This window comes from Pseudomonas sp. R151218B TE3479, assembly GCF_053629195.1.
In genome coordinates this window covers 2,645,761-2,669,630 of sequence record NZ_JBRJHV010000001.1, presented here as the reverse complement: position 1 = coordinate 2,669,630, position 23,870 = coordinate 2,645,761, and the positions used below count along the sequence as shown (strand labels likewise).

Annotated in this window: 18 protein-coding genes and 2 pseudogenes; 8 read left to right on the top strand and 12 right to left on the bottom strand. The window is 57.4% G+C overall.

Annotation, left to right across the window (positions count from 1 at the left end; translation table 11 throughout):
- Positions 1-22 precede the first annotated feature (22 nt).
- The gene (locus tag AB7M32_RS12000) at positions 23-1,411 is read left to right on the top strand and encodes a sodium:solute symporter (RefSeq protein ID WP_072412359.1); all 1,389 of its coding nucleotides are present in this window, start codon (positions 23-25) and stop codon (positions 1,409-1,411) included.
- A 240-nt stretch (positions 1,412-1,651) separates the two neighbouring features.
- Here AB7M32_RS12000 and AB7M32_RS11995 read toward each other — a convergent pair whose 3' ends face one another.
- Positions 1,652-1,780: a PA1414 family protein gene (locus AB7M32_RS11995; RefSeq protein WP_003198971.1), complete on the bottom strand. Its 129-nt coding sequence runs from the start codon at positions 1,778-1,780 to the stop codon at positions 1,652-1,654.
- A 139-nt stretch (positions 1,781-1,919) separates the two neighbouring features.
- Positions 1,920-2,813, bottom strand: coding sequence for a putrescine utilization regulator PtrR (ptrR, locus tag AB7M32_RS11990; RefSeq protein WP_092167350.1), 894 nt, complete (start codon positions 2,811-2,813; stop codon positions 1,920-1,922).
- A 103-nt stretch (positions 2,814-2,916) separates the two neighbouring features.
- Here ptrR and AB7M32_RS11985 point away from each other — a divergent pair, with 103 nt between their 5' ends.
- Positions 2,917-4,092: an MFS transporter gene (locus AB7M32_RS11985; protein ID WP_454250010.1), complete on the top strand. Its 1,176-nt coding sequence runs from the start codon at positions 2,917-2,919 to the stop codon at positions 4,090-4,092.
- Here the strand turns inward: AB7M32_RS11985 and AB7M32_RS11980 are convergent, their stop codons facing one another.
- Positions 4,093-5,547: an NCS1 family nucleobase:cation symporter-1 gene (locus AB7M32_RS11980; protein ID WP_454250009.1), complete on the bottom strand. Its 1,455-nt coding sequence runs from the start codon at positions 5,545-5,547 to the stop codon at positions 4,093-4,095. It abuts the gene before it with no gap.
- Between the two features lie 418 nt (positions 5,548-5,965).
- Positions 5,966-6,802, bottom strand: a complete 837-nt coding sequence (locus tag AB7M32_RS11975) for a CvfB family protein (RefSeq protein ID WP_060738695.1) — start codon at positions 6,800-6,802, stop codon at positions 5,966-5,968.
- A 338-nt stretch (positions 6,803-7,140) separates the two neighbouring features.
- Here AB7M32_RS11975 and AB7M32_RS11970 point away from each other — a divergent pair, with 338 nt between their 5' ends.
- The 3 genes from AB7M32_RS11970 to AB7M32_RS11960 all read left to right on the top strand — a co-directional run bounded on the left by AB7M32_RS11970 (position 7,141) and on the right by AB7M32_RS11960 (position 9,176).
- Entirely contained in the window at positions 7,141-7,329 is a 189-nt protein-coding gene (locus AB7M32_RS11970; RefSeq protein WP_025212437.1) for a hypothetical protein, read from the top strand.
- Between the two features lie 189 nt (positions 7,330-7,518).
- Positions 7,519-8,229 (top strand): TorF family putative porin, encoded by a 711-nt coding sequence (locus AB7M32_RS11965; RefSeq protein WP_454250008.1) that lies wholly within the window; start codon positions 7,519-7,521, stop codon positions 8,227-8,229.
- Positions 8,230-8,309: 80 nt separating this feature from the next.
- Positions 8,310-9,176 (top strand): DUF6279 family lipoprotein, encoded by an 867-nt coding sequence (locus tag AB7M32_RS11960; RefSeq protein WP_454250007.1) that lies wholly within the window; start codon positions 8,310-8,312, stop codon positions 9,174-9,176.
- A gap of 148 nt (positions 9,177-9,324) precedes the next feature.
- Here AB7M32_RS11960 and AB7M32_RS11955 read toward each other — a convergent pair whose 3' ends face one another.
- Positions 9,325-9,717, bottom strand: a complete 393-nt coding sequence (locus AB7M32_RS11955) for a transcriptional regulator (protein WP_072412369.1) — start codon at positions 9,715-9,717, stop codon at positions 9,325-9,327.
- Between the two features lie 187 nt (positions 9,718-9,904).
- On the opposite strand from AB7M32_RS11955, the gene AB7M32_RS11950 reads away from it, so the two are divergent.
- Both AB7M32_RS11950 and AB7M32_RS11945 read left to right on the top strand, forming a co-directional pair.
- Positions 9,905-10,636 carry a DUF899 domain-containing protein gene (locus AB7M32_RS11950; protein WP_454250006.1) on the top strand — a complete coding sequence of 244 codons (732 nt, stop codon included), beginning with the start codon at positions 9,905-9,907 and terminating at the stop codon, positions 10,634-10,636.
- A 263-nt stretch (positions 10,637-10,899) separates the two neighbouring features.
- On the top strand, positions 10,900-11,172 hold the full coding sequence (locus AB7M32_RS11945) for a hypothetical protein (RefSeq protein WP_454250005.1): 273 nt from the start codon (positions 10,900-10,902) through the stop codon (positions 11,170-11,172).
- Between the two features lie 191 nt (positions 11,173-11,363).
- On the opposite strand, the gene AB7M32_RS11940 is transcribed toward AB7M32_RS11945, so the two are convergent.
- The 6 genes and pseudogenes from AB7M32_RS11940 to AB7M32_RS11915 all read right to left on the bottom strand — a co-directional run bounded on the left by AB7M32_RS11940 (position 11,364) and on the right by AB7M32_RS11915 (position 21,639).
- Positions 11,364-11,924 (bottom strand): hypothetical protein, encoded by a 561-nt coding sequence (locus AB7M32_RS11940; RefSeq protein ID WP_454250004.1) that lies wholly within the window; start codon positions 11,922-11,924, stop codon positions 11,364-11,366.
- A 495-nt stretch (positions 11,925-12,419) separates the two neighbouring features.
- Complete coding sequence (locus AB7M32_RS11935) at positions 12,420-12,710, bottom strand: hypothetical protein (RefSeq protein WP_454250003.1); 291 nt, start codon at positions 12,708-12,710, stop codon at positions 12,420-12,422.
- 812 nt (positions 12,711-13,522) lie between these two features.
- A pseudogene (locus tag AB7M32_RS11930) lies at positions 13,523-14,223 on the bottom strand (transposase).
- Positions 14,224-14,294: 71 nt separating this feature from the next.
- Positions 14,295-14,507, bottom strand: a complete 213-nt coding sequence (locus AB7M32_RS11925; protein WP_175361040.1) for a hypothetical protein — start codon at positions 14,505-14,507, stop codon at positions 14,295-14,297.
- Between the two features lie 9 nt (positions 14,508-14,516).
- Positions 14,517-18,935 (bottom strand): annotated as a pseudogene (locus AB7M32_RS11920) (DUF637 domain-containing protein); the annotation flags it as partial.
- A gap of 217 nt (positions 18,936-19,152) precedes the next feature.
- A complete protein-coding gene (locus AB7M32_RS11915; protein WP_454250002.1) occupies positions 19,153-21,639 on the bottom strand; it encodes an exo-alpha-sialidase in 2,487 nt (828 codons plus the stop codon).
- 222 nt (positions 21,640-21,861) lie between these two features.
- Between AB7M32_RS11915 and AB7M32_RS11910 the strand changes: the two genes are divergently transcribed.
- Positions 21,862-22,137, top strand: a complete 276-nt coding sequence (locus AB7M32_RS11910) for a hypothetical protein (RefSeq protein WP_072409787.1) — start codon at positions 21,862-21,864, stop codon at positions 22,135-22,137.
- A 223-nt stretch (positions 22,138-22,360) separates the two neighbouring features.
- Here AB7M32_RS11910 and AB7M32_RS11905 read toward each other — a convergent pair whose 3' ends face one another.
- Positions 22,361-23,707, bottom strand: coding sequence for a DEAD/DEAH box helicase (locus AB7M32_RS11905; RefSeq protein ID WP_060738709.1), 1,347 nt, complete (start codon positions 23,705-23,707; stop codon positions 22,361-22,363).
- Between the last annotated feature and the right edge of the window lie 163 nt (positions 23,708-23,870).

Sequence of the window (23,870 nt, the reverse complement as noted above, 5' to 3'; positions counted from 1 at the left end):
AGACAATCGGAGACACGCCATCATGGCTTTGGACTTAATCGTCGTTCTCATCTACGCCGCCGGCATGATCGCCCTCGGCTGGTACGGCATGCGCCGCGCCAAGACCCGTGACGACTACCTCGTGGCCGGGCGCAACCTCGGCCCGGGCTTTTACCTGGGCACCATGGCCGCCACCGTCCTGGGCGGTGCGTCCACCATCGGTACCGTGCGCCTGGGCTACGTCTACGGCATTTCCGGGTTCTGGCTGTGCGGCGCCATCGGCCTGGGCATCGTCGGCCTGAGCCTGTTCCTCGCCAAGCCGTTGCTCAAGCTCAAGATCTACACCGTGACCCAAGTGCTGGAACGCCGCTACAACCCGGCGGCGCGCCAGGCCAGTGCACTGATCATGCTGGTTTACGCACTGATGATCGGCGCCACCTCGACCATTGCCATCGGCACCGTGATGCAGGTGTTGTTCGGCCTGCCGTTCTGGGTGTCGATCCTGGTGGGCGGTGGCGTGGTGGTGCTGTATTCCACCATCGGCGGCATGTGGTCGCTGACTCTCACCGACATCGTGCAATTCTTGATCATGACCGTTGGCCTGGTGTTCCTCTTGATGCCGATGTCCATCAGTGACGCGGGCGGCTGGGATGCCATGGTGGCTAAACTGCCGGCCAGCTACTTCGACTTCACCGCGATTGGCTGGGACACCATCCTCACCTACTTCCTGATCTACTTCTTCGGCATCTTCATCGGCCAGGACATCTGGCAGCGCGTGTTCACCGCCCGCAGCGAAGGCGTGGCCAAAGTGGCCGGCACCGCCGCCGGCCTGTACTGCGTGCTCTATGGCCTGGCCGGGGCGTTGATCGGCATGGCGGCCAAGGTCTTGCTGCCGGACCTGGAAAACGTCAACAACGCCTTCGCCAGCGTGGTGCAGACCAGCCTCCCCAACGGCATTCGCGGCCTGGTGATCGCCGCGGCCCTGGCGGCCTTGATGTCCACCGCCGCGGCGGGCCTGCTCGCCGCATCCACCACGGTGGTCCAGGACTTGCTGCCCCGTCTGCGCCAGGGCCGTGAGGGCGGCAGTGGCGACGTCCACGAGAACCGCATCGCGACCCTGCTGATGGGGGCGGTAGTCCTGGTGATCGCCCTGGTGGTCAGCGACGTCATCAGCGCCCTGACCCTGGCCTACAACCTGCTGGTGGGCGGCATGCTGATCCCGCTGATCGGCGCCATCTACTGGAAACGCGCCACCACCGCCGGCGCCATCACCAGCATGTCGCTGGGCTTCTTGACCGCGCTGTTCTTCATGCTCAAGGACGGCCTGGACGCCAACACCCCGATCTACTACAGCCTGAGCGTGGCGCTGGTGAGTTTTGTGCTGGTGAGTGTGTTGTCGCCACGGCCGAGTGCGGTGGCCAAGGCGATCTAACCGGTACGACGCAGTACCCGTGGCGAGGGAGCTTGCTCCCGCTGGTGCGCGAAGCGCGCCCAAAGCCAGGCGCCTCGGTGTGTCAGAAAGGGCTGAGGAGACTGATTTGGGTCTGCTTCGCAGCCCAGCGGGAGCAAGCTCCCTCGCCACAGGGTTCACATCGCCAATAAAAAGATCGCAGTTCCGGGCCATCTCACTGAATGGTCCGGAACTGCGATCTCTGTAAATTCTGCGGTGTATTTACCGGCGGCGCGGTTGGCGGCGGCGTTGCTCGTCATCGGTGCGGATCGGTACCGGTTGCATCGGCGGTTCGATCAGGCCAAGCGCGACACCCAAGTCGTGAAGCCAGTTCTGGATTTTCTCTTTCATCGTGGTGCCCCCTCAGGGTGGTGCGAGCGGCAGATTTCTGTGGCCCCTTCGCACTGATAATAGTCCGATGTTCTACGCAATGCTCGTCTCAGTTTGCAATGATCTGTTACTGAATTGATCCAAATCCACCTCCCGGAGTTCAAGCCGATTGCGCCGTGAGCATTGGCCCCCGCGGCCAGGCCTGTTGTTGCAACTCAATCCAGGCGTTCAGGTTGGCTCCGACCATGCCTTTGCGCCACATCAGCCAGGTGGTGGCACTGGCGAACGGCTCGGCCAGCGGATGCACCGTCACCCGCTCGCGGCCCGGCAGGCTCGCCAGCATCGACTCGGACATCAACGCCACCCCGGACCCGGCGATCACACACGCCAGCATCCCCTGGTAAGACTCGATTTCCATCGCCCGGCCCATGGTCGCGTGATCATGGGCAAACCAGGCCTCTAATCGCATCCGATACGAACAACCACGCCGGAACGTGAACACCGCACGGCCCTGCACATCCAGGGCACTGCGTACCGGCGGGTGATCGGCCTCGGTAATCAGCACCAACCGCTCGTCGCACAACGGCACGCCATCCAGCCCCGCGAGCTCCAGCGGGCCGTCCACCAGTGCCGCGTCGAGTCGGTTGGTGAGCAGGCCTTCAAGCAGCTCACCACTGGGCCCCGATTGCACTTGCAGGTTCACCGCCGGGTACGCCCGGTGATAAGCCGCCAACAGGTCCGGCAAATGCGTCGCCGCCGTGCTGTACATGGTGCCCAGCAGGAAATCCCCGGCCGGCTGCCCACCCTGCACGGCGGCATGGGCCTCGTCGTGCAAGGCGAACAGCTTGGCCGCATAGTCCAGCAGGACTTTTCCTGCCGGCGACAACTGCAAACGCTGACGCTCCCGCAGGAAAAGGTCCACACCCAATTGTTCTTCAAGCTGCTTGAGCCGGGTCGACAGGTTCGACGGCACCCGGTGCAGGCGCTCGGCGGCCCGAGTGATTGAACCTTCCTCGGCCACGGCCTGGAAAATCCGCAGTTGGCTGAACTCCATGACCCTCTCCAAAAAAGAACAAGTTACTCACTATTATTCATTTTTAATGAAAGTCAATCAGTCCTAGCCTGACGGTCATTCGCCCCGACACCGGAGAACGACCATGTCACCTCTTATTCGCCTGCTCGGCAGTTTCATCGCGCTGATGATGGCCATGGGCATTGGCCGCTTCGCCCTGACGCCCCAGTTACCTCACTTGATCGGCGAAGGTCAGGTCGACTTGACCGCCGCCGGTCTGATTGCCGCCGCCAACTACCTGGGATACTTCATCGGTGCGCTCGATGCGATGTTCGCCCGTCGTCCGGAACAGGTGCGGCGGCGGCGGTTGCTCGGCGGCCTGTGGCTGTGCGTGCTGCTGACCCTGGCGTCGTTCTGGGCCTGGGGCTTCTGGCCGCACCTGGCGTTGCGCTTCGGCACCGGCGTGGCGAGCGCCTGGGTGATGGTGATGATCACCGCCCTGAGCCAACCCTTGGCCGCGGCGGTGGGACGACCACGGCTCGGTGCCCTGGTGTTTGCCGGGCCGGGCCTGGGGATTTTCCTGACCGGCCTGCTCGCCCTCGGCTCGAACCTGCTGGGCCAGACCTCCGCCACCCTGTGGCTGGTGTATGCCGGTGTGGCCTTGGCGATGTTGCTGGTGATCTTGCCGATCCTGCCGCAGCCGGCCGTCGCAACAGCTGTCGCAGGGCCGACCGCCCCTTCGCCGAACGCGGGCATCGCACGACTGGGCGTGGTGTACGCCCTGTACGGCGTGGGCTACATCATTCCGGCGACGTTCCTGTCGCAAATGGCCTCGGCGCAGTTCCACGGCCAATGGCTGGCCGATCTGTTCTGGCCCTGCTTCGGCCTGGCCGCCGCCAGCGGGGTGTTGCTGGTCAGCCGGCGGCGGCCGAACCCGAACACCACGGGCCGCTGGCTGATCGGTACGCTCTGGCTGCAAGCCGCCGGGGTATTTGCCTGCCTGCTGGGCAGCGGGCCGGGGCTGGCGCTGGGAGTGATCCTGTGTGGTGCACCGTTCCTGGCCTGCATGCAGTTGGTGATGCTGCGCTCCCGGGAACTGGCGCCCCACGCCACCCAGCGCAACGCGGGCCTGTTGACCGCCTGCTTTGCCGTGGGCCAACTCAGCGGCCCCCTGCTGGCGGCGCTGAGCAGCCATTTCAGCGGCGGCCTGCAACCGGCACTGATCATTGCCGGCAGCGGCCTGGTGCTGGCCGGCGGGCTGTTGCTGCGGCCCGCCAGCCGGGGCGCGGCGAGCCCTTGCACCCAGACCGCCCTGCGTTGATCAGGCCTGGCCGGCCGGGCTGAACGCCTTGCTCGACTGCGTGGCCGGCTCGCGTCGCGCCAAGGCGAAATACAACACCCCGCCGAGGAAACAACCGGTGAACCAGGCAAAGTTGGCCATCGGTTGCAGCACGGGGGTGAAGGTGATCGCCACGCCCATCAGCGTCGCCGGAATCAACGCCTTGACCGCCGTCCAGTTGATGCCGCCACTGTAGTAATAGCGCCCGCTGGGCCCATCGTTGAACAACGCATCGACGTCGATCTGCTGTTTCTTGATCAGGTAGTAATCCACCAGCAGGATCCCGAACAGCGGGCCGATGAACGCCGCCAGCACGTCCAGGGTGTAGTGGATCACTTCGGGGTTGTTGAACAGGTTCCACGGCGTGATGAAAATCGACGCCACCGCCGCGATCATGCCGCCGGCGCGCCAACTGATCTTGCTGGGGGCGACGTTGGCGAAGTCGAAGGCCGGCGAGACGAAGTTGGCGACAATGTTGATGCCGATGGTGGCGGTCACAAAAGCAAAGGCACCCAGCAAGACCGCCACGTCGTTGTCGATGCGCGCCACGGTGGCAATCGGGTCGTGGAGCATTTCACCGAACACCGGCAAGGTCCCGGAAACAATCACCACGGTGACCAGGGAGAACGCCAGGAAATTCACCGGCAGCCCCCAGAAATTACCCCGGCGCACGTCAGACATACTCCGGCAGTAACGGCTGAAATCGCCGAAATTCAGGGTCGGGCCGGAAAAGTACGACACCACCAGGGCCGTCGCCATGATCACTTGGCCGAACGCCTGCCAGCCGGACAGGGACTTTTCCGCCAAGGTGAAGCTGATGTTGCTCCAACCGGCCTTCCATACGATCCAGCCGGCCAACAGGAACATCACGGCGTACACCACCGGCCCGGCCCAGTCGATAAAACGGCGGATCGATTCCATGCCGGTCCAGAACACCAGCGCCTGGACAAACCACAGGCTGAGGAAACCGAACCAACCCAGGTAGGACAAGCCGGCAAAATGCGGCGTCGCGTAGACTTCCATCGAAGGAAAAAACCGCAGCACCACGATGATCAGCGCGCTGGAGGCCAGGTACGTCTGAATGCCGTACCAGGCCACGGCGATCAAACCGCGAATGACCGCAGGAATATTCGCCCCGAACACCCCGAACGCCAGCCGACAGATCACCGGGTACGGCACCGCCGCCTGTTGGCTCGGCTTGGCGACCAGGTTGGCGATCAACTGCACGATGCAGATCCCGCCGAGCAAGGCGATAAGCACCTGCCAACTCGCCAGACCCAAGGCGAACAGACTGGCGGCGAAGACATAACCGCCCACACTGTGCACATCACTCATCCAGAACGCGAAGATGTTGTACCAATTCCATTTCTGCGGCAGCGGGCCCAGGTCCTCGTTATAGAGGCGGGGGCTGTAGCCGTTGGGCAATTGCTCGGACATTGCGGGGCTCCTTTGAGTACCGCCGTGCCCCCGTAGCGACCTGCTCACCATACTGCGCACGGGAGCCGGCATGGTTTGTATACGCGTTGCTACGCAGAATGCGTGCCATAGGCGCAGGATGTGAGACAAACCGGGGTGTGTGGCGCAGCGTAACGCCGCGCAGGAACAGGCATACGCCCACGAACAGGGCGCGGGTGCATGCTAAAGGTGCAGGAGTTTGTATACAGACTAAAGGCGGGCGCAGTTCCTGTGGCGAGGGGATTTATCCCCGCTGGGCTGCGAAGCAGCCCCTGAGCCTGGCGCCTCGGTGTGCCAGGCAGAGCAAGTTAGCCATCTTGGGGCCGCTCCGCGCCCCAGCGGGGATAAATCCCCTGGCCACACAGAGTCCTTTTTGCCACAAAGCTGGGCTCGGCTGAGATCAGCTCAATTCAATGCGATCGGCATGAATGACAATCTGCCCATTCTTGTACAGCGCACCAATGGCCTTCTTGAAGTTGCCCTTGCTCACGCCAAACAGGCTGCTGATCAGCGCCGGGTCGCTCTTGTCGCTGACCGCCAGGGTACCGTTGTTCTCACGCAACTTGGCGAGGATCTTGGCGTTCAGGCTGGTGGCAGCTTCCTGGCCCACCGGCTGCAGGCTCAGGCTGATCTTGCCGTCCGGGCGGATTTCCTTGATGAAGCCTTTTTCCTGCATGCCGGCGCGCATGAACTTGAAGATTTCATTCTTGTGGATCAGGCCCCAGTGCTTGTTATTGATGATCGCCTTGAACCCCATGTCGGTGGCTTCGGCGACCAGCAAATCCACTTCCTGGCCCGGCGTGTAGTTGGCCGGGGTCTTGTCCAGATAACGATCCAGGCGCGCCGTGGCAGTGATGCGGCGGGTGTGCTTGTCGAGGTAGACGTGCACCACGCAGTATTCGCCGGCGGTCATCTGGCGCTTTTCTTCGGAATACGGCAGCAACAGGTCCTTGGGCAGGCCCCAGTCCAGGAACACGCCGATGCTGTTGACCTCAACCACTTTCAGGCTGGCGAATTCACCGACCTGAACCTTGGGTTTTTCCGTGGTGGCGATCAATTTATCGTCGCTGTCCAAATAAATGAAAACATTGAGCCAGTCTTCATCTTCACTGGGAATATCCTTGGGAATATATCGATTGGGCAGCAGGATTTCGCCGTCCGCACCGCCGTCCAGATATAAACCGAAGTTAGTGTGTTTAACCACTTGCAAACTGTTGTAGCGCCCGACTAAAGCCATTTCCAATACCCTCATTGCGTGGGCGGCATTCTACCCGGTTTTGCGGCGCGATTCGTGGCCGCCAGCAAGGTTTGCCTGGAAGGCCGGCACAAGCGTTGATTTTCCTGGGTTTTCGTCCGAGGCATAGCCATTCGTCAGGCCGGTAACGGTGCGTGTCATCCGTTCTCGGCGCAATATTCTTCACACGGTTGTTATTTAAAACAGAGGCTTAGGGCAATTATTGCCGGATAACGGCCAATTATTTCCGTCACGTTAGCGATAATTCAGAAGAATATTTGCCAAGCAATTGTCAAGTATTTCCTGTACGATGCCTGGCCCAATTAATTATCTACAGGTTAATGGCCGTCATGCGCGTAAAAGCATCCAACAGCAAATCAAAGCCAGCTCCAGCCGTTGAAACCAGCGAGTCGATCAACGACCAGATCGCTGCGTTCCTCAAGTCCGGCGGCGAGATCCAGCAAATTGCCAAAGGCGTCAGCGGCCAGACATTCGGCCCATCCAAGCAGATCAGCCTGGGCAAGAAGTAACCTGCGCGTCACCTGGTCCCAAAGCGCTTTGAGCTTCGAAGCGCTTGGACTGGAACCCTCCCCGTCCTATCCATTTCGTATGAATCGACGAACGGCCTTCGCTGCCGATCATTCGCCGGTATCCTTGCACCTCTCTAGCTCAAGCGTTTCAGCTTAGTTCCTGCTCCTCGCTATTTCATGGAGTGAAGCATGCGTATTCCTATTGTTGCGCTGGCGATCAGCCTGCTGACGTGCTCCCTCGCCCAGGGGCAGGTGTTCCAGCGCGAACTCGGCGACTTCGACCTCAAGCTGGGCACCACCCCCAGCCGCAGCATGGCCCAAGGCCTGGTCACGCCGTCGAGCACCGGTTCGTTTCATGGTGGCCTGGATTTGAGCCACGACAGCGGCTGGTACGTTGGCCAGTGGTCACCCAGCGCAGGCGTGTCCGCTGATCTGGAGGTGGATTCCTACATAGGCTTTAAACAACCCTTCGACCAGACCCTGGGCTACGAAGTCGGCCTGATCCACTACAGCTACCCTACCGTCGATACCCTCGACAGCCAGGAGTTCTACGGCGGCCTGACCGTGCTCGGCAGCCGTTTCGGCGCGGCCCTGAGCAACGACCCGGACAAACAGAACAGCACGCTGTTCGCCGACCTGGGCGGCAACGTGCCGTTCGGCATTGGCATCAGCGCCAAATACACCACCCACCAGCTCAATACGCCGGTCTCGGTCGGGAACGGTTATGTAGGCAGTTTCAGCGACTGGTCGTTGAAAATTTCCCGTCCGTGGAAGGGCCTCGACCTGGACCTGATCTACAGCGACTCAAGCCTCAGCGGCAGCAGTTGCTCGGCGTATTCCGGCCACAACAGCGAATGCGACAGCCTGCTGACCCTCAAGATGGCCCACCCTTTTTACTAAACGTTACGCATTAATCGGCTGAACTGCCGCGCGCCTGCCATGCTCAAACAAGACACTTACGTTTTTGCAAGGACTCGCTCATGTCGCGCTGGTTCACACGCATCGCCATGTTCATCGCCCTGTTGCTGACGCTCACCGCCTGCAGCCGCGTAGGTCTGGCCTACCGCAACCTTGACCTGATCATCCCCTGGACCCTGAACGATTACCTGGAGATCAACGGCGAACAGAAAGACTGGTTCAACGAACGCCTCAAGGAACACCTGACCTGGCACTGCACCACCCAGTTGCCCGGCTACCTCGATTGGCTAGACCGTTTGGAAACCATGGTGCAGACCAATCAGGTGACCGACCAAGCCCTGCAACAGCGCACCCGGGAAGCCAAGGCCGCTATCGCCGAAACCGCCCGTGCAATCACCCCCTCGGCCATCGAACTGCTGCAAGGCCTGAGCGACGACCAAGTCGCCGACATGGACGCCGCCTTCGTCAAGGACCAGCGCAAACGTCAGCAGCAATACCTCAAGCCGACGTTGCAGGAGCAGATCCAGGAACGCAGCGAACGCATGGTCAAACGCCTTGACGACTGGCTCGGCCCGCTCAACGACGCCCAGCGCCAACGGGTAACGGCCTGGTCCACCGCCCTGGGCGATCAGAACCAGCAATGGATCGCCAACCGCGCCCACTGGCAAAACCAGTTCAGCGAAGCCGTGGCCCAACGCCACAGCCCAGACTTTCCCAAACGCATCGAGCAGTTGCTGGTCAACCGCGAAAGCCTCTGGACCCCTGCCTATCGCGAGGCCTTCAGCAAGACCGAAGCCCAGGCTCGCAGCCTGCTGGTGGACCTGATGGCCGAAAGCACCCCGCCCCAGCGCGAACGGCTGCTGAAGAAAATCGACGGGGTGAAGAAGGACTTCACTGATTTGAAGTGCCTGAAAGCAGCACGGTCTTAAAACCACTGAAGATCCAATGTGGGGGATCCAATGTGGAAATGTGGGAGCGAGCTTGCTCGCGATAGCGGTCTGGCATTCAACAGATGTGTTGCCTGTTCAATCGCTATCGCGAGCAAGCTCGCTCCCACAGGGCTCGGTGCAGGGCCTGTCAGGCAATCTGCGCCTTGGACGCCAAATCATCAAAGGTAAACTCATCCAATGCATCTTCCTGCTCATCCAACACCTGGCGCGGATGGTCATTGCCCGGAATGCTGCTGTCGATCAGGCTCAGCAACCGCGAGCCACGGGGCGTCAGCACGAAGTTCTCGCCATTACCACCCTCTTCCTCCGGTCGCGGCTCGATATAACCACGCTCCAGCAGCAACTTTTCATACTCCCCGGCGACCGCTTTCAGATGATCGAGGTTCTCGATTTCCTCACCCGCCGCCGCCTTCCGAGCCGCGTATTCCTCCGCATAAGGCCGAGGCGTAAAACTGTGGCCGGCGCCGTTCTGCACTTCGTGCAACAACTTTTCGATCAAGTCCCAGTTGTAAGTCGTCATCCTGGTCCATCCTCTAAAGAGTGAGATGCCTACCTAGGTTGTGACCGAGACGCTGCGCCGCCGTTCAGCCGGGTTTCCGGGTGGTCTCTGCCTTGAGCCGACCAACGGCCTGTCGAATTCATCGAAGGCCAAACGACCAGTTGCTGAAGCGTCCACTCAGCAGCTCTGCCATGCAGGAGAAATCACCATGAACGTAGAGAATCATCCGGTCGTCTCGCGGGAAGAATGGCTCGCCGCCCGCCGCCAACACTTGGCCCACGAAAAAGCCTTCACCCGCGAACGGGACAAACTCAGCGCCAAACGCCGCGCCCTGCCCTGGGTAAAAATCGACAAACCCTACCGCTTCCAAGGCCCCAACGGCGAACTGAGCCTGGGCGACCTGTTCGGCGGCCGCAGCCAACTGATCATCTACCACTTCATGTTCGGCCCTGGCTGGACAGAAGGCTGCCAGGGCTGCTCCTTCCTCTCCGACCACATCGACGGCGCCAACCAACACCTGGCCCACCATGACGTGGCCGTGGTCGCCGTCTCCCGCGCACCCTTTACCGAGTTCCAGGCGTTCAAACGGCGCATGGGCTGGGCGTTCGACTGGGTATCGTCCAACGGCTGCGACTTCAACTACGACTTCGGCGTCAGCTTCAAAACCGAAGACACCGCCGGTGGAAAAGCCACCTACAACTACGAAAAAACCGACACCACCGAAGGCGAACTCCCCGGCCTGAGCGTCTTCTATCGCAACGAAGCCGGCGACATCTTCCACACCTACTCTACCTACGCCCGCGGCCTGGACATTTTGGTCGGCACCTACAACTACCTCGACCTGACGCCAAAGGGCCGCAACGAAGACGAAATCATGGACTGGGTGCGCCATCACGATAAATACGACGAGGCCAAGCCACACAGCTGCTGCCACGGCTGACGCGCCAACCCGCACAAGTCGAGCGCGATCCCTGTGGCGAGGGAGCTTGCTCCCGCTCGACTGCGTAGCAGTCGCCTGCTTTGCCTGACCCGCAGCAGCCCAAAAGCCGACGAATGCAGGGCTAAAGGTCCTACACAAAGCTCGGAAAGTGGCGTCTTGTGGCTCGGGAATGGGTCGGCCTATAGTCCCTCGTCGCCCTAAAAAGCGGCCAGGTTTGGCGACCTGCTCAACAGAGAGACTCATTAATTTTCGAGGCTCTGATTATGACGAGATACATGCCCATCACCGGCATCGACTGCATCCCCGCTACCCTGCTCATCGACACCGAAGCCCCGCTCGATGTCCTTTTCGAAACGGCTGATTACCGCATTCGCACCGTAACCCAATTGCTGGAAAACATCGCGTTTCGTTCAGATATCAGCTCCGATACGGTGGTGCTTTCCGACTTTTGCAAAATGCTGACGATAGCGTTGCGCGATGGGTGTGATGTGATGGATGTGATTGGGACGCGGCTGCGGGCGCAAGCGGCAGAATAATGAAAAATGGGCGACTTGAGGGTCGCCCGTTTCGTATTCCTACAAAAAAGGACCAAAAAAGGGACAAAAAAGGGGACAGATTTATTTTCCTGACCTAAATAAATCTGTCCCCATTTTCCTTTTGGGTACAAACCAAGCCTTAGATCTAAAACCTACACAGAACTGTGGTCTGCCCCTGAAGAACCGCAATCTCATTTTTTTCGGCAATATGAAAACTCAAAGGCCTTTGCAATCAAACCCTCTACAGAGCTAGAGGATGACATTTTTGAAAGTCCATCACAGGAAATGAAATTTGATTCCAAATATTCGAAAAAGCCATTCTGAAAACTCGACACCTTAACAGCAATCACGCCAAACTCTTCACGCAAACTTTCAAAAGCGACCCAGTCAAATGCCCCATTAAACAAAACCACTGGATAACCAACCCTACCACCAAAAAAATCCTCAAAATTATCGCTAACCCAAGAGGCGTCCGCATCAACAGTATCTCCATTGATAGCAAAACAGCTATCGACCAAAAACTCCTCTCCTGAAAATTTTATAAATACATCCCCCCCAAAACTTGAGAGACTTTCTGAAACCAACTCACTAAACGCGTCAACAAAATCTAGCAATGGCCTCTCAAAAAACCAAAACTTAAAGCCATTTCCAACAAACAAATTCGTAGGCAGATCCTTTTTAAAATCAACCATTCCTGACAGCTCACCAATTAAGCGAGACAACTCAACAAAATCAACTTTCCGAACTGTCAATTTTACTCTCCAATAAATCTAATTTTCGTTACCGGATTCTTAATCCCTTCAATGTTCAGCGAAGCCGTAGGTTGTCCTGAAAAAGGGGACAGATTTATTTTCCTGACCTAAATAAATCTGTCCCCATTTTCCTGAAACAGGTTGCGACCTTTGCTCAGCTCCGAGGCCGTGGTCTGTCCCTGAGGGATCCATGTGGATAATTCGGTAAACAATACGTCCCATCCTGGGCATATTTGATTCCTCCTCCATGGAAGCTTTCAGCGTGGCAATAAATCAAAAAATAAATCTGTCCCCTTTTCTCTCTTTTCTTCTTCCCTTTTCTTCTTCAGGGCGGGTTGGCTTTTAGCCTTGACTTGAGACCGGCTAATGGTGCCCCCCTTTTCTTACACATAATAACCCTAAGGTAACAGTCGTGCCGACTTGAGACTAGTGTATTCCAGGAGCTTTTTAAGCGGCCCGATTAATTCCTTTTCCTTTCTTTTCCTTCGCCTCCTTTTAAACTTTGAGCACAACAGAGAAATCCGCCCCCAGCTCTTCTCTCAACATAATGGCTAACCGCTCCCCCTCCCGCCTAAATTCATGCTCCGCCTCCTCACTCTTGAATCCGGAGTTTGGCGGATAATCAACATCTAACGTTTCATCATAAATGGCAGCCCATTTTAATATTCGCACCTGAAGCTCTTTAGATATGGGAAGCTCACAAGGATCAATATCTCCATACTCATCAGGCGACATATCCCAAATAGGAAAACACTGATAGTCCGCCATCAGCTTTATATATTTCACTTAACACTCCCCCTTGGGTTTGCACCGACAACAAAGCCATTATTACTAACAGTGACAGCAATTCGTTGTGTTTGCCCGTTAATATTTAACTCATAAATCGGGCGTCCAGCTCCGGTGCCTTGATAACCAATGAGCTTGCCCTCAGACACCGCTCTCATTACGACCTCCGGGATCTGAGCCTCCGACACACCCATCTGCATAGAAAAGGGGACACATAGAAAAGGGGACAGATTTATTTTCGCGACTCAGCCCTCGGCCGCCCCTGCCCTCGCTGCTCTACCCGCACACCCGCAATCCGCTCGACCTCATCTACGAAACGGCTTGTACCTGTCAGTTAACCTCGCTGCAAAGCATCGCGGATTAATCGAAGCTGATCAGTCGGAATGGCCTGGCGCATAAACTCTTCATACCGCAAGAAAAGGGGACAGATTTATTTTCCCGACTCAGCCCTCGGCCGCCCCTGCCCTCGCTGCTCTACCCGCACACCCACAATCCGCTCGACCTCATCTACGAAACAGCTTGTACCCGTCAGTTGACCTCGCTGCAAAGCATCGCGGATTAATCAAAGCTGATCAGTCGGAATGGCCTGGCGCACAAACTCTTCATACCGAAGCCACCGCTCCATCGGGGTATCACCTAAAGCCATGAAGCAGGGATCAGCATCCAACCAGCCCCCACCAGATTCATCATCTACCCGACTTCGATAGCTCGACCATGCATAGTCTGCGACATCGGCGACCATGCGAGCGCGCACAGGATTCAATTCAATGTAACGACTACAAGCGAGCAAATAGACAGAAAAGGGGACAGATTTATTTTCCCGGCTCAGTCCTCGGCCGCCCCTGCCCTCGCTGCTCTACCCGCACACCCACAATCCGCTCGACCTCATCTACGAAACGGCTTGTACCCGTCAGTTGACCTCGCTGCAAAGCATCGCGGATTAATCGAAGCTGATCAGCCGGAATAGCCTGGCGCACAAACTCTTCATAACGAAGCCACCGCTCCATCGGGGTATCACCTAAAGCCATGAAACAGGGATCAGCATCCAACCAGCCCCCACCAGACTCATCATCTACCCGGCTTCGATAGCTCGACCATGCATAGTCTGCGACGTTGGCGACCATGCGAGCGCGCACAGGATTCAATTCAATGTAACGACTACAAGCGAGCAAATATGAATCTGACTGCACCACGCTGGATTGTAACGACTTTCCCACAAGGTGCCTGAGCGCCCTTCCAATCGATTGCGATAGCGCGTCGCACGGGCAGCCAGTGCTTTCATTAATTGCCCCAATCCAGCGGTTGACTCCCCAGGAGCTAGCAACAAATGGACATGATTCGTCATCAAGCAATAGGCGTAGACCTTCACCCCGAACGCATCTTTCAGCTCGCGCAGATCAGAGAGATAACGCTGATAATCCTCTGCCGCCGCAAACACCACCTGACGGTTATGGCCTCGCTGCACTACGTGATGCGGGTAATTCGGTAAAACAATACGTCCCATCCTGGGCATATTTGATTCCTCCTCCATGGAAGCTTTCAGCGTAGCAAAAAATCAAATAAATCTGTCCCCTTTTCCTCTTTTCAGGAGGATGAGGCCATCCACTCAACATCAAAATCGACTAATTGGGCTTGAAGTCCCGTTTCATGCTCAAACCAATAGTCGAATCCTTCACCTTCATTTTTTTCCAAGAATAAATAATACCCACCGGTGCCTCCATCGCGATCATCATCAACAAATATTTTCCAACCTAGATACTCACCACTAACAACTACACCCTTTCGAATTATAGGCATAATTACATCCTAATCCACGTAGGGAACATGATTATTAGATATATAACTTCCAGTCACAGGATTTTTAACTCCAAAATGCACGTGCGGAACTCCTGGAGCGTGTGCTCCTGATATAGATCCTGAATCGATACGGAATTCTCTTGTACCATCCGCGCTATGGAACACACCAGAACCAGGCTTACCGATTTCCCTATACCCAGAACCCAGATATTGCTGTCCTGCTGATAGTGCCTCATCGGTTGTTAGCGTCATAGAGCTCGTGAAATTTTTCTTACCCGATAACGTTTCATTGATAACTTGATCTACGCGCTGGCTAGCAGCTGCGTCCAGTTGGATCTGCTTTTCAGCGTTAACGAAGGTTTTCCAATTCTCAGTAGGCCCAGACAGTGGTAACCGTGGCGTAGTACCAATTACACCAGCATCAACTACACCTGCCGCAGCAAGCCGCCTAGCCAGCAACGCCCTTAATACCGCAGGCGCGCCCGTAGCCGCAAGCGCAGCATCCAAATCCCAGGTGACGCTTTCGATCCCACCGCCAACGATGGTAGAAACCCTTTGCACCAAGTCGTTGAACTCGTCCCTGCTGCTGGAAACTCCAGCGATTTCCCTCAGGTAAGTGACGGCGTCTCCGCCGAATTGCTCCCTCCAAGCTGTGGGAACGATCTCAGGGTCATTGGCCCAGTTGTTGTTGCTGGACCATTGGGAAGCGGTATTGAACAAGGTGGGGTCAACGAACTGAGTCGTCGTCGCCTGAAACGCGTGCACCTCAGCGCCATTGGCAACGATAGTGCGCCCGTCGCTCCAGGTAAGGACAGTGTTCTGAGATGCCAAACCTTGGATGCTTTTGGTCGCCGTTAACAAGTCTTGCGCAAGGTGCTGACCTTCAGGGTTGCCCGGGGGGAAGCTCTTCACAAGTGCCTGCAACCGCGCGTTTTCGGTAGCGTCAACTTGAGCATTGGCAGCAAGAAGCAGTACTTCTTCCCAAGACATATCCGACTGAGGCTTGCCCTTCTCTTCAAGAGCCTTGGCCTCATCAGCAAGCGCTTTCTTCTCCGACGAATGCAACAGCCGATTATAGGAAGTCGCACTCCCCGCAACCCATGACCCGGTCTGAAGGCTCTTTGCATCTCCCCCCTGTGCGGCGGCTGCAAGCACGCCAATCAACTGGGAGTTCATCACCAGAAGCTTGTCCTTTTGCTCCTTGGTCATTTTGGTGTACTGCTCGGCCAAGCTATCAATCAACAACTCGTTGGCACCCGCAGCCAGCGCACCGGTTTTGAAATCACCGCCAGCCGCCTCAGCGGCCAGTCCGCCCATGACCGCGTGCAAGCCAACCTTGGCCAGCCCCCCTTCTTTCAAATCGAATTTCTTGCCAAGATCCCCAACGAGATTGAATCCCGCCGCAGCAAAGGTGTTCGCCAAACTGGAACGCAAGGCATCGTCGAACTGGCTGTCACCACCAAGCGCCCGGTCCAATAAGGTTGACGTACCGTTCTGCAACAGTTGGTTGGCGCCAAACCGACCGATGCCTTCCAGACTCCCTAAACCGCCTTGCGCAATGACTTTGCCGGCGTTCGGCAATGCGCCCTCCACAGTGGTGGTGGTATTGGTCATCTTGTCGAAGATGCTGGAGGTCAATCCTGCTGTAACACCGGACACCACATAACCACGCAAAGCGTCCGCAGAAGTCAAATCCTTGAATACCGCTCCCAAGTTGCCGCCGTTATTAATGAAACTCACGGTCGCATTGCTCGCAGCGCCCGTTGCGATAGCCGTGAGCGCCACGTTCGCCCAACCTGCGGCCACAGTCGATGTGGCGACTGTGCCACCGACCACTGTCGATCCGGCCACTGTTCCGGCTGCCATGGCGGTCCCTGAACCTGCGGTGGCACCAGCCATACTGCCAATCAAGCCACTGGCCGCACCTGCAGTGAAATAGACCACCAAAATCGCAATGATCATCTGCACAGCCGGCCCCATGCCTGAGTGGCTGTACTTATAAGAGTCGTGGACTTCCTTGACCTGCCGCCAATCCACGTCACCGCGTTTCTCAGCTTCCGCCAACCAGGCCAGTTGCGGGTCTGCGTCGACCATTGCCTTGATCGACTGGTGGACGGTGTCTTGGTTGACCTGTTTGAGATCAATGTTCAACCCATCGACTGCTTTGATCGTGATGGCACCGGCAGCGACCATCTGTGTCTGACGCAGAGTTTCGTCGGTGTGACCTTTGCCCGACATCGAACTCCAGGCCATGCTGCTTTTGCTTTTTGAATGGTCTTCTTTATGCAGATCCTTCACACCTTCGAAGGTGATCGAGCCACCACTTTGTATCGTCAGGTCATCGCCACTGTTCAGCTTGGCTACCTGATAATGTTGATCCTCACCGGAAACCAAGGTCAGATCGCCCCCAGTGGTAATCTCACTCCCCACATGAGTCACCTTGGTCAGCTCATCACGCCGACTCTGTTTCTTCCCCCAGCTCCCCTTCTTCTTTTTCTCATACAGCGAATAATCGCTGTCCTGCGCGGCCAGAAGCGCCAGGCTTTCTCCAGCCACCAGATAAGCTTCATCACCGGCGTTGATACGGCTGGAGATAAGCGCCATATCCTTCCCGGCATCCAACCTCACGTCGCCTCCAGCACTGATAGCACTGCCAATCTGTTTGACGTGGTCCTCTTGGGCCGTGACCTTTTTCGACTTGTAGTAAGAGTGGGTTTCGTTGGCACCGGAGGAGATTGTCATGTTCTCGTCGGCGGCCAGCGCGACATCGCGATCAGCACTGATCTGGCTTGCGATGGCGTTGAAGTCTCGACCGGCATTCACAACAACGTCGCGCCCTGCATCCACCTCCGAGCCCAATTGAGTGATCGAACTTCTACGGGGACCACCGGTGTTAGCGGTCTGTTGTTGCGCAGAAACGATATTGACATCCCGCCCTGCATTGATTTGGGTGTCGCGTCCGCTGACCATGACGCTGCCAACGCTGTTGACGTCTCTACCAACCCCCATGGTCAGGTCGTTGGCCGCCTCGATACGCGAGGCGTTATCCGCATAGTCCTGCCGCTGCGTGTAGCCCTTGTTGCTGATACTTGCGGAGGTCAACGTGCGCTCGTTGATTATGTCGCCAACGATCGCATTCATGCTGACGTCACGCCCGGCGATGATGCCGCCGGATTTATTGACGATGTCGTTGCCGGCCAACAGGTCAAGACGGTTGCCGGCTTCAATCAATCCGCTGTTCGTCAGGTTCTCACCAGCGGATGCGGAGAGGTTATTCGTAGCCCGAAGCGTACCGGCGTTCTCTAGATCCTTGCCGGCAATCAACGTAACGTTCTGACCAGCAATCAACGCACCATTAGGCGCCAGGCGATTATTGGCCTGGGCCATATACAGCACCGGCACCAGCACCTTTTCACCGTTCACTTCGTGCTCTTCGAGCCAGACGATGTCGTGGGTCAGGGCGGCGACTTGTTGGGCGGTGAGGGTGACGCCTACCGACAGGTTGAGGGCGTCCTTGCTGGCGATGGCGTTGTTCATCAGGTACTTGAACATCGCCTCGTCGGAGGTTTGGCCGTCGATGAAGCGTTGGCCGGTGCGGGCGACGACGGCTTGCTGGATCAGACGTTGTTCAAACAAGCCATCGCCCAAGCGCTTGGCGCTGGTGTCGGCGTCGTAGCCGAGTTTCGTCAGCAAATAATCCGAGCTGGTGAATGACTTGAGGTCGGTAAGGACCGGGTTGGTCTCGATCAAGTATTTATGTGGCGTCGAGGCAACCGTCGTGCTTGGCAGGCCCGTTACCCGTGCCACCGTTTGGCCGTTGACAGGCGTTGGCGCGCTTACCGAGGCGTCGGTTGGGCGACTTACGCCGATCGACGGCGTGCTCGAAGTGTCCAGTGCAATGTCGACGCCACGGGTGATGGTGCCGTCAAGGGAATGCCCTGGCAGTTGCGGCGTGCCTGTGGACGAGTCCGTTGGAGCGGTGACCTGAATGGCGGACGCGCCAGCCGTAACGCCGCCGTTTTCACGATTCAGCAATTGCACCTGTCGTTCGGCGGTGGAGACCTGGGTGACATCGGCGATCTGGATGTCGCGGACATTGGCGGTTGGAGTGGCGGTGGATCGATTCGATGCGCTCACGCTGGCGCCGCCGATTGTCCAGTTCTGCGACACGACCGGCGTCTGGGAGGATGACGCGTCGCTGGCGCCCTGCCCGCTCAGCCGGAACAGGCCGTTTTGCCCGGTGGGGAGGCTGAAACCGGGGAGTGTCAGGGGGTTTATTTGTTGTTGGGCCAAGTCCGGTGGGAGTTGGCTGTTCAGGGTCACGACCGTGGTTTTGCCTGAGCCTGAGGCGGCGGTTGTGGTGTTGCGAGACGACGTTGTTATGCCGGTGGAGAATGGGCGCTCCACACCGTTGGTGATTTTGTTTGTTTATTGCTGGAACCATTCATCTGAAATCAGATGGCTCCGGTACGGGGGTACGAAAGGTCCCGAGGCAGACCTGGAAACCTCCTACAAAACAGACAAGCAGCGTTCGCCGGGGGGTGATTTTGTATTAAAAAACCGGACTCAAGGTCCGGTTTTTTATGAAAGAGCTAGGCATTCGCCTCGGAAAGCACGGATACCCTGCTGGGCAGAGGTTTGACGACTACTTGCTTGCCTCCTCAACGGCTGCCGTGTTCCGAGGACCGAAAGAATATTTCAGGGCCCGTGCCTTCATGGTGCGCGGATCAGGCAAACCTACGGTTTCCGGGCCCGCAAAGCCAGTGACACCGTTGTTGAACGTGGGATTGATCGCATCGAACAGGAAGCTGAAACCTTGTTTGAGCGAGCTCTGGGCGATGCCGTGACACCCCATGCAACCGCCCATGGTCAGGCTTTGGGTGCTGTGGGCGTAATCCGGTACCTTGATATTCGGCTGGTTGCGCGCATTGGTCAGGGTGTTGTTGTTCGGGATGGGGAATACGTTGCTCCCACGAAATAGCTGAATCCCCGGCTGGCTGCTTTCGACCATGATATTGGCCAGGTAGTAATCCGGATCGGTTTGAGTGCTCGACGGGATGGCCTGCACGCCTTTGAGCCGGTAGTGCTTCCAGACCGAATTATCGAACTCGCTGCTGCCATCCATGAGTTGCTTGACCTGATTGTTCACCGCTGCGACTTCGGAATAAACGGTCAGCGGTTGCACGACACGAATCGGGCCGGCCTGCCCCTCGGGGATCCCGTTACTGTTGGAGTAGACGGGGGGATCGAGGTCCGAATTGGCGACTGGTCCCGCCTCGGGTAAAGAAACCGTATGGGTTGTGCTGCCGTCAGAGAAAGTGGCCGTTGGGGGATTTGTATCGGAACCGGGGTAGGCAATCTCGTTGTAGTTGGCGATGTAGTAAAGTCCGCTCGGCGACTTGCCATCGGACAACGTCAGGGCATCCTCATGCTCGAACGTGGCGAATATGAAGGTCGGGTAGTTGGGTGTCTTGTGGATGATATGCAGGGCGACCAGCGCGTAGTCTTCATTGTGCGCCACCGGCGCATCGTCCTTGCCCTGATAGGTCACCACCGTCGCTGTATGGTAGCGCCCGCGATTCTGTACCGGAATGTCTGCCAGCTTGCGCCATGCCGCCTTGACCTCCACCGCGCCGTCGGGCAGTACGATAGGGTCCATAAAACTGCTCAGGGTACTCGCGTACTCGTAAACGACAGGGTTGGCCTTGGCCTCGAACAGGATCTGGCTGTCGTTTGAAGGTGCATAGTCGTTTCCTGTCTTCGCCGCATTCGGCGGGTTGACCGGGAAAAATATTGCGTTCTGACCTATCTGGGTCGCCTCGTCCAGATTGTTGTAATGAGCATAGGTGGCGCCAGCCGCCAAAGGCGCCCCTGTGGGGAAATTGATGTAGCTGTATTGCGGGTCGGAACCAAACGGACGTATAGGACCGCCCGCGGAATTTTTTTGTTTTCCCGCCGGAAACAGCTCGGTACGGTGAGCAAAGGTTTGCCACAACAACGGATTGGGAGATTGTGAGGCCTTGCCCGAATCGGCAAAGCTGCCGGCGGGATTGCCCACACCACGGTTAGCCGGCAACGGGGTCTTGGCCGTATTGTTCAGTGCGAAAAAACTCCGCCAGGCGAACGTTGCATAGTCGGTATGGCTAAGACCCGTTGCCAGGTCCGCAGGCAGTTGTGGGTTGTCTGCTGTCAGATCGTTCGTGGTAATGGCATAGGAAACGCCCAGCCCCGGCGCGCCCGTCAGATTCCCGGGGAATGTCTTGGAAAAATAGGGGCTCCAGTTGACTCCGTCGGTTGAAGCAAACGTATTAGTGCCACTGCTGATAAAAATGCGGTTGCCGATCATCGTTGCACGGCTCAGGAGAAGCTCATTGGCGATTCCCGACAGCGTTTGCTCATCGCCCCAATGAGCACTGCGGTCGTAAGCACGCACGGCCAAATGGCCAACGTCATAAGAGTAGTAAAGCAACAGCTCACCGTTATAAACCACCGGCACTATGCTCAAGACCCTGTAAGCGTTGGCCTTGAACCCGAGATTTGGCTGGCTCCACTGAAGACCATCGTCCGAGGTCACGTAGTAAACAGTGTCGTCGTCCTCCTCGCAGTAGAAGACAAACAACTGTCCGTTGTACACCACAGGACTGTTATAGGCAGCATCACTGGAGGCCGTGACAGGGCTAGCATTGGACCAAGTCATGCCATCTTCGGAACTGATGCTATTTATTTGAGCCTGGTCGGTAAACGTCAGTATCAGCTTTTGCTTGAACACCGTGACTGAAACATTACCCAAGATACTGGCGACGGGAATGGACTGTGGAGCAGACCAGTTATTTCCCTGCGCCGAAGTGGAAAAATAGATATGAGCGGTATCACTGTCGCTGACCCAGAACATATACATCTTGCCTTTGAACGATTGCACTGCGGGTGTAAACAACCCAACCGAAGTGGATGGCACGTTGCTGGTTGCAGACGGTTTTCCATTGAGGGCATCAGGATTGTCGAATACGTCCACCTCGATCCCCACACCTCTTTGCGGAGTGGCGATGACCACACTTTCTGCATAACTTGATGAGACCGCGAATAAACTACACAGGCACAACACCAGCCGACTGGATATCGCTCTAAGGCTCATCGCTTTCATTCCTTTGAATTAATGAAGATCCAACATCCTGATAGGAGCACTCCAGCGTTGCAGGTACAGCGCTGCGTGTCACATTTTCCATGGTAGACGACGGTTTAATATCGGCTAGGGAAATTGCGAAAAAGAAAGCCATCAGGACGGTGGCCAATGAACTTTCCACCCGAGACCGGCCTCAACCCTTTACCTGCCCAACAAGGAATACGAGGCCCTGCCATGAAAACCCTCTTGAAACTCACCCTCGCAGCCACCCTTACCTTCGCCCTGCCCGCCTGGGCTACTTGCACACCTGACGAAGCCACCCTCAAACGTGAACAACTGGCCCAGGAAGTGACCAAGCTCACCGAGCAGAACCCAACCAAGGCCAAGGAAATTAACGATGAGTTGCAGGCCATGGACCTGGAGACTGCCAGCAAGGATGTGCCAGACAAGTGCCAGTTGATCGATAAGCGTCTGCAAGAGCTGAAGCAAGCAGAGAAGAAGGCTGGGTGATTAACCACAGCCTGCTTTTGTGGCGAGGGTACATTTGTGGGAGCAAGGCTTGCCCGCGATGAAGGCGATGCGGTCTTTCAGAAATCGAGGCGTCTGTGTCGCGAGCAAGCTTTGCTCCCACCAATCTCCCTTGCCACAGGTTCTGGCCGAATTGCAGATTGAGTTTCACCCATAAAAAAACCGGACCCAAGGTCCGGTTTTTTTATGAAGCACTACCGCGGCTTCACTCAGCCGCAGGCGCCTCTGGCTTGCGGCGCTTGAGCGGGGCCATGCCGTCCTTGCTGACCAGCGACGGGGCGTCGGTCTTCGGGCGGTTGGCGGTCTTGCGCTTGGTCGGGGCCTTGGCGCCGGTTTTCTTCTTGTCGCCCTTGGCGTCGACCTTTTTCTTTTTCACACCCACGGCCTTGCCCGAGGCCTTGACCTTTTTCGGTCCGCCGTAGGTGCCTTTGACTTCCTTGATGGTGCGGCGCTCGAAGCTCTGCTTGAGGTAGCGCTCGATGCTCGACATCAGGTTCCAGTCGCCGTGGCAGATCAGCGAGATCGCCAGGCCGTCATTGCCGGCGCGGCCGGTGCGACCGATGCGGTGCACATATTCGTCGCCGCTGCGGGGCATGTCGAAGTTGATGACCATGTCCAGGCCATCCACGTCCAGGCCGCGGGCGGCGACATCGGTGGCGACGAGGATTTTCACGCCGCCCTGCTTGAGGCGGTCGATGGCCAGCTTGCGGTCCTTCTGGTCTTTCTCGCCGTGCAGCACGAACGCCTTGTATTCCTGGGCCACCAGGCGACCGTAGATACGGTCGGCCATGGCCCGGGTGTTGGTGAACACGATGGCTTTTTCGTAGGTCTCGTTGGCCAGCAACCAGTTGACGATCTGCTCTTTGTGCTGGTTGTGGTCGGCGGTGATGATCTGCTGGCGGGTGGTGGAATTCAGCTGGCTGACCGCGTTGAGCTGCAAGTGCTCGGGGTTGTTCAGCACCTTGGCGATCATCTCGCGCAAGCCCGAACCGCCGGTGGTGGCGGAGAACAGCATGGTCTGCTGGCGATTGACGCATTCGTCCACCAGGCGCTGCACGTCTTCGGCAAAGCCCATGTCCAGCATGCGATCGGCCTCGTCCAGCACCAGCACCTCGACTTCCTTGAGGTCGAGGTTGCCGGCGTTCAACTGCTCGATCATCCGCCCCGGCGTGCCAATCAGGATATCCGGCACCTTGCGCAGCATCGCGGCCTGGACCTTGAAGTCCTCGCCGCCGGTGATCAGGCCGGACTTGATGAAGGTGAATTGCGAGAAGCGCTCCACTTCCTTCAAGGTCTGCTGGGCCAGTTCGCGGGTCGGCAGCAGGATCAGGGTCTTGATGCTGACGCGGACCTTGGCCGGGCCGATCAAGCGGTTGAGGATCGGCAGCACGAACGCGGCGGTCTTGCCGCTGCCGGTTTGCGCCGTCACCCGCAGGTCACGCCCCTGGAGCGCGAGCGGAATAGCCGCTGCCTGCACCGGCGTTGGCTCGACAAATTTAAGCTCGGCCACGGCTTTGAGCAGGCGTTCGTGCAGGGCGAATTGGGAAAACACGGGTGCTACCTCGAAGAAATGCAAAAAAACAGCTGCATAGGGTAACGGTTTCGAGCGCGAAGGCCGAGTTTCTTTATACAAACGGCGGTAAATCAGTGCATTTTTATAAGCCGATTTGTCATCAACGGTCACCTGACCGGGCTTAAATGCTCTAATCGTCCCG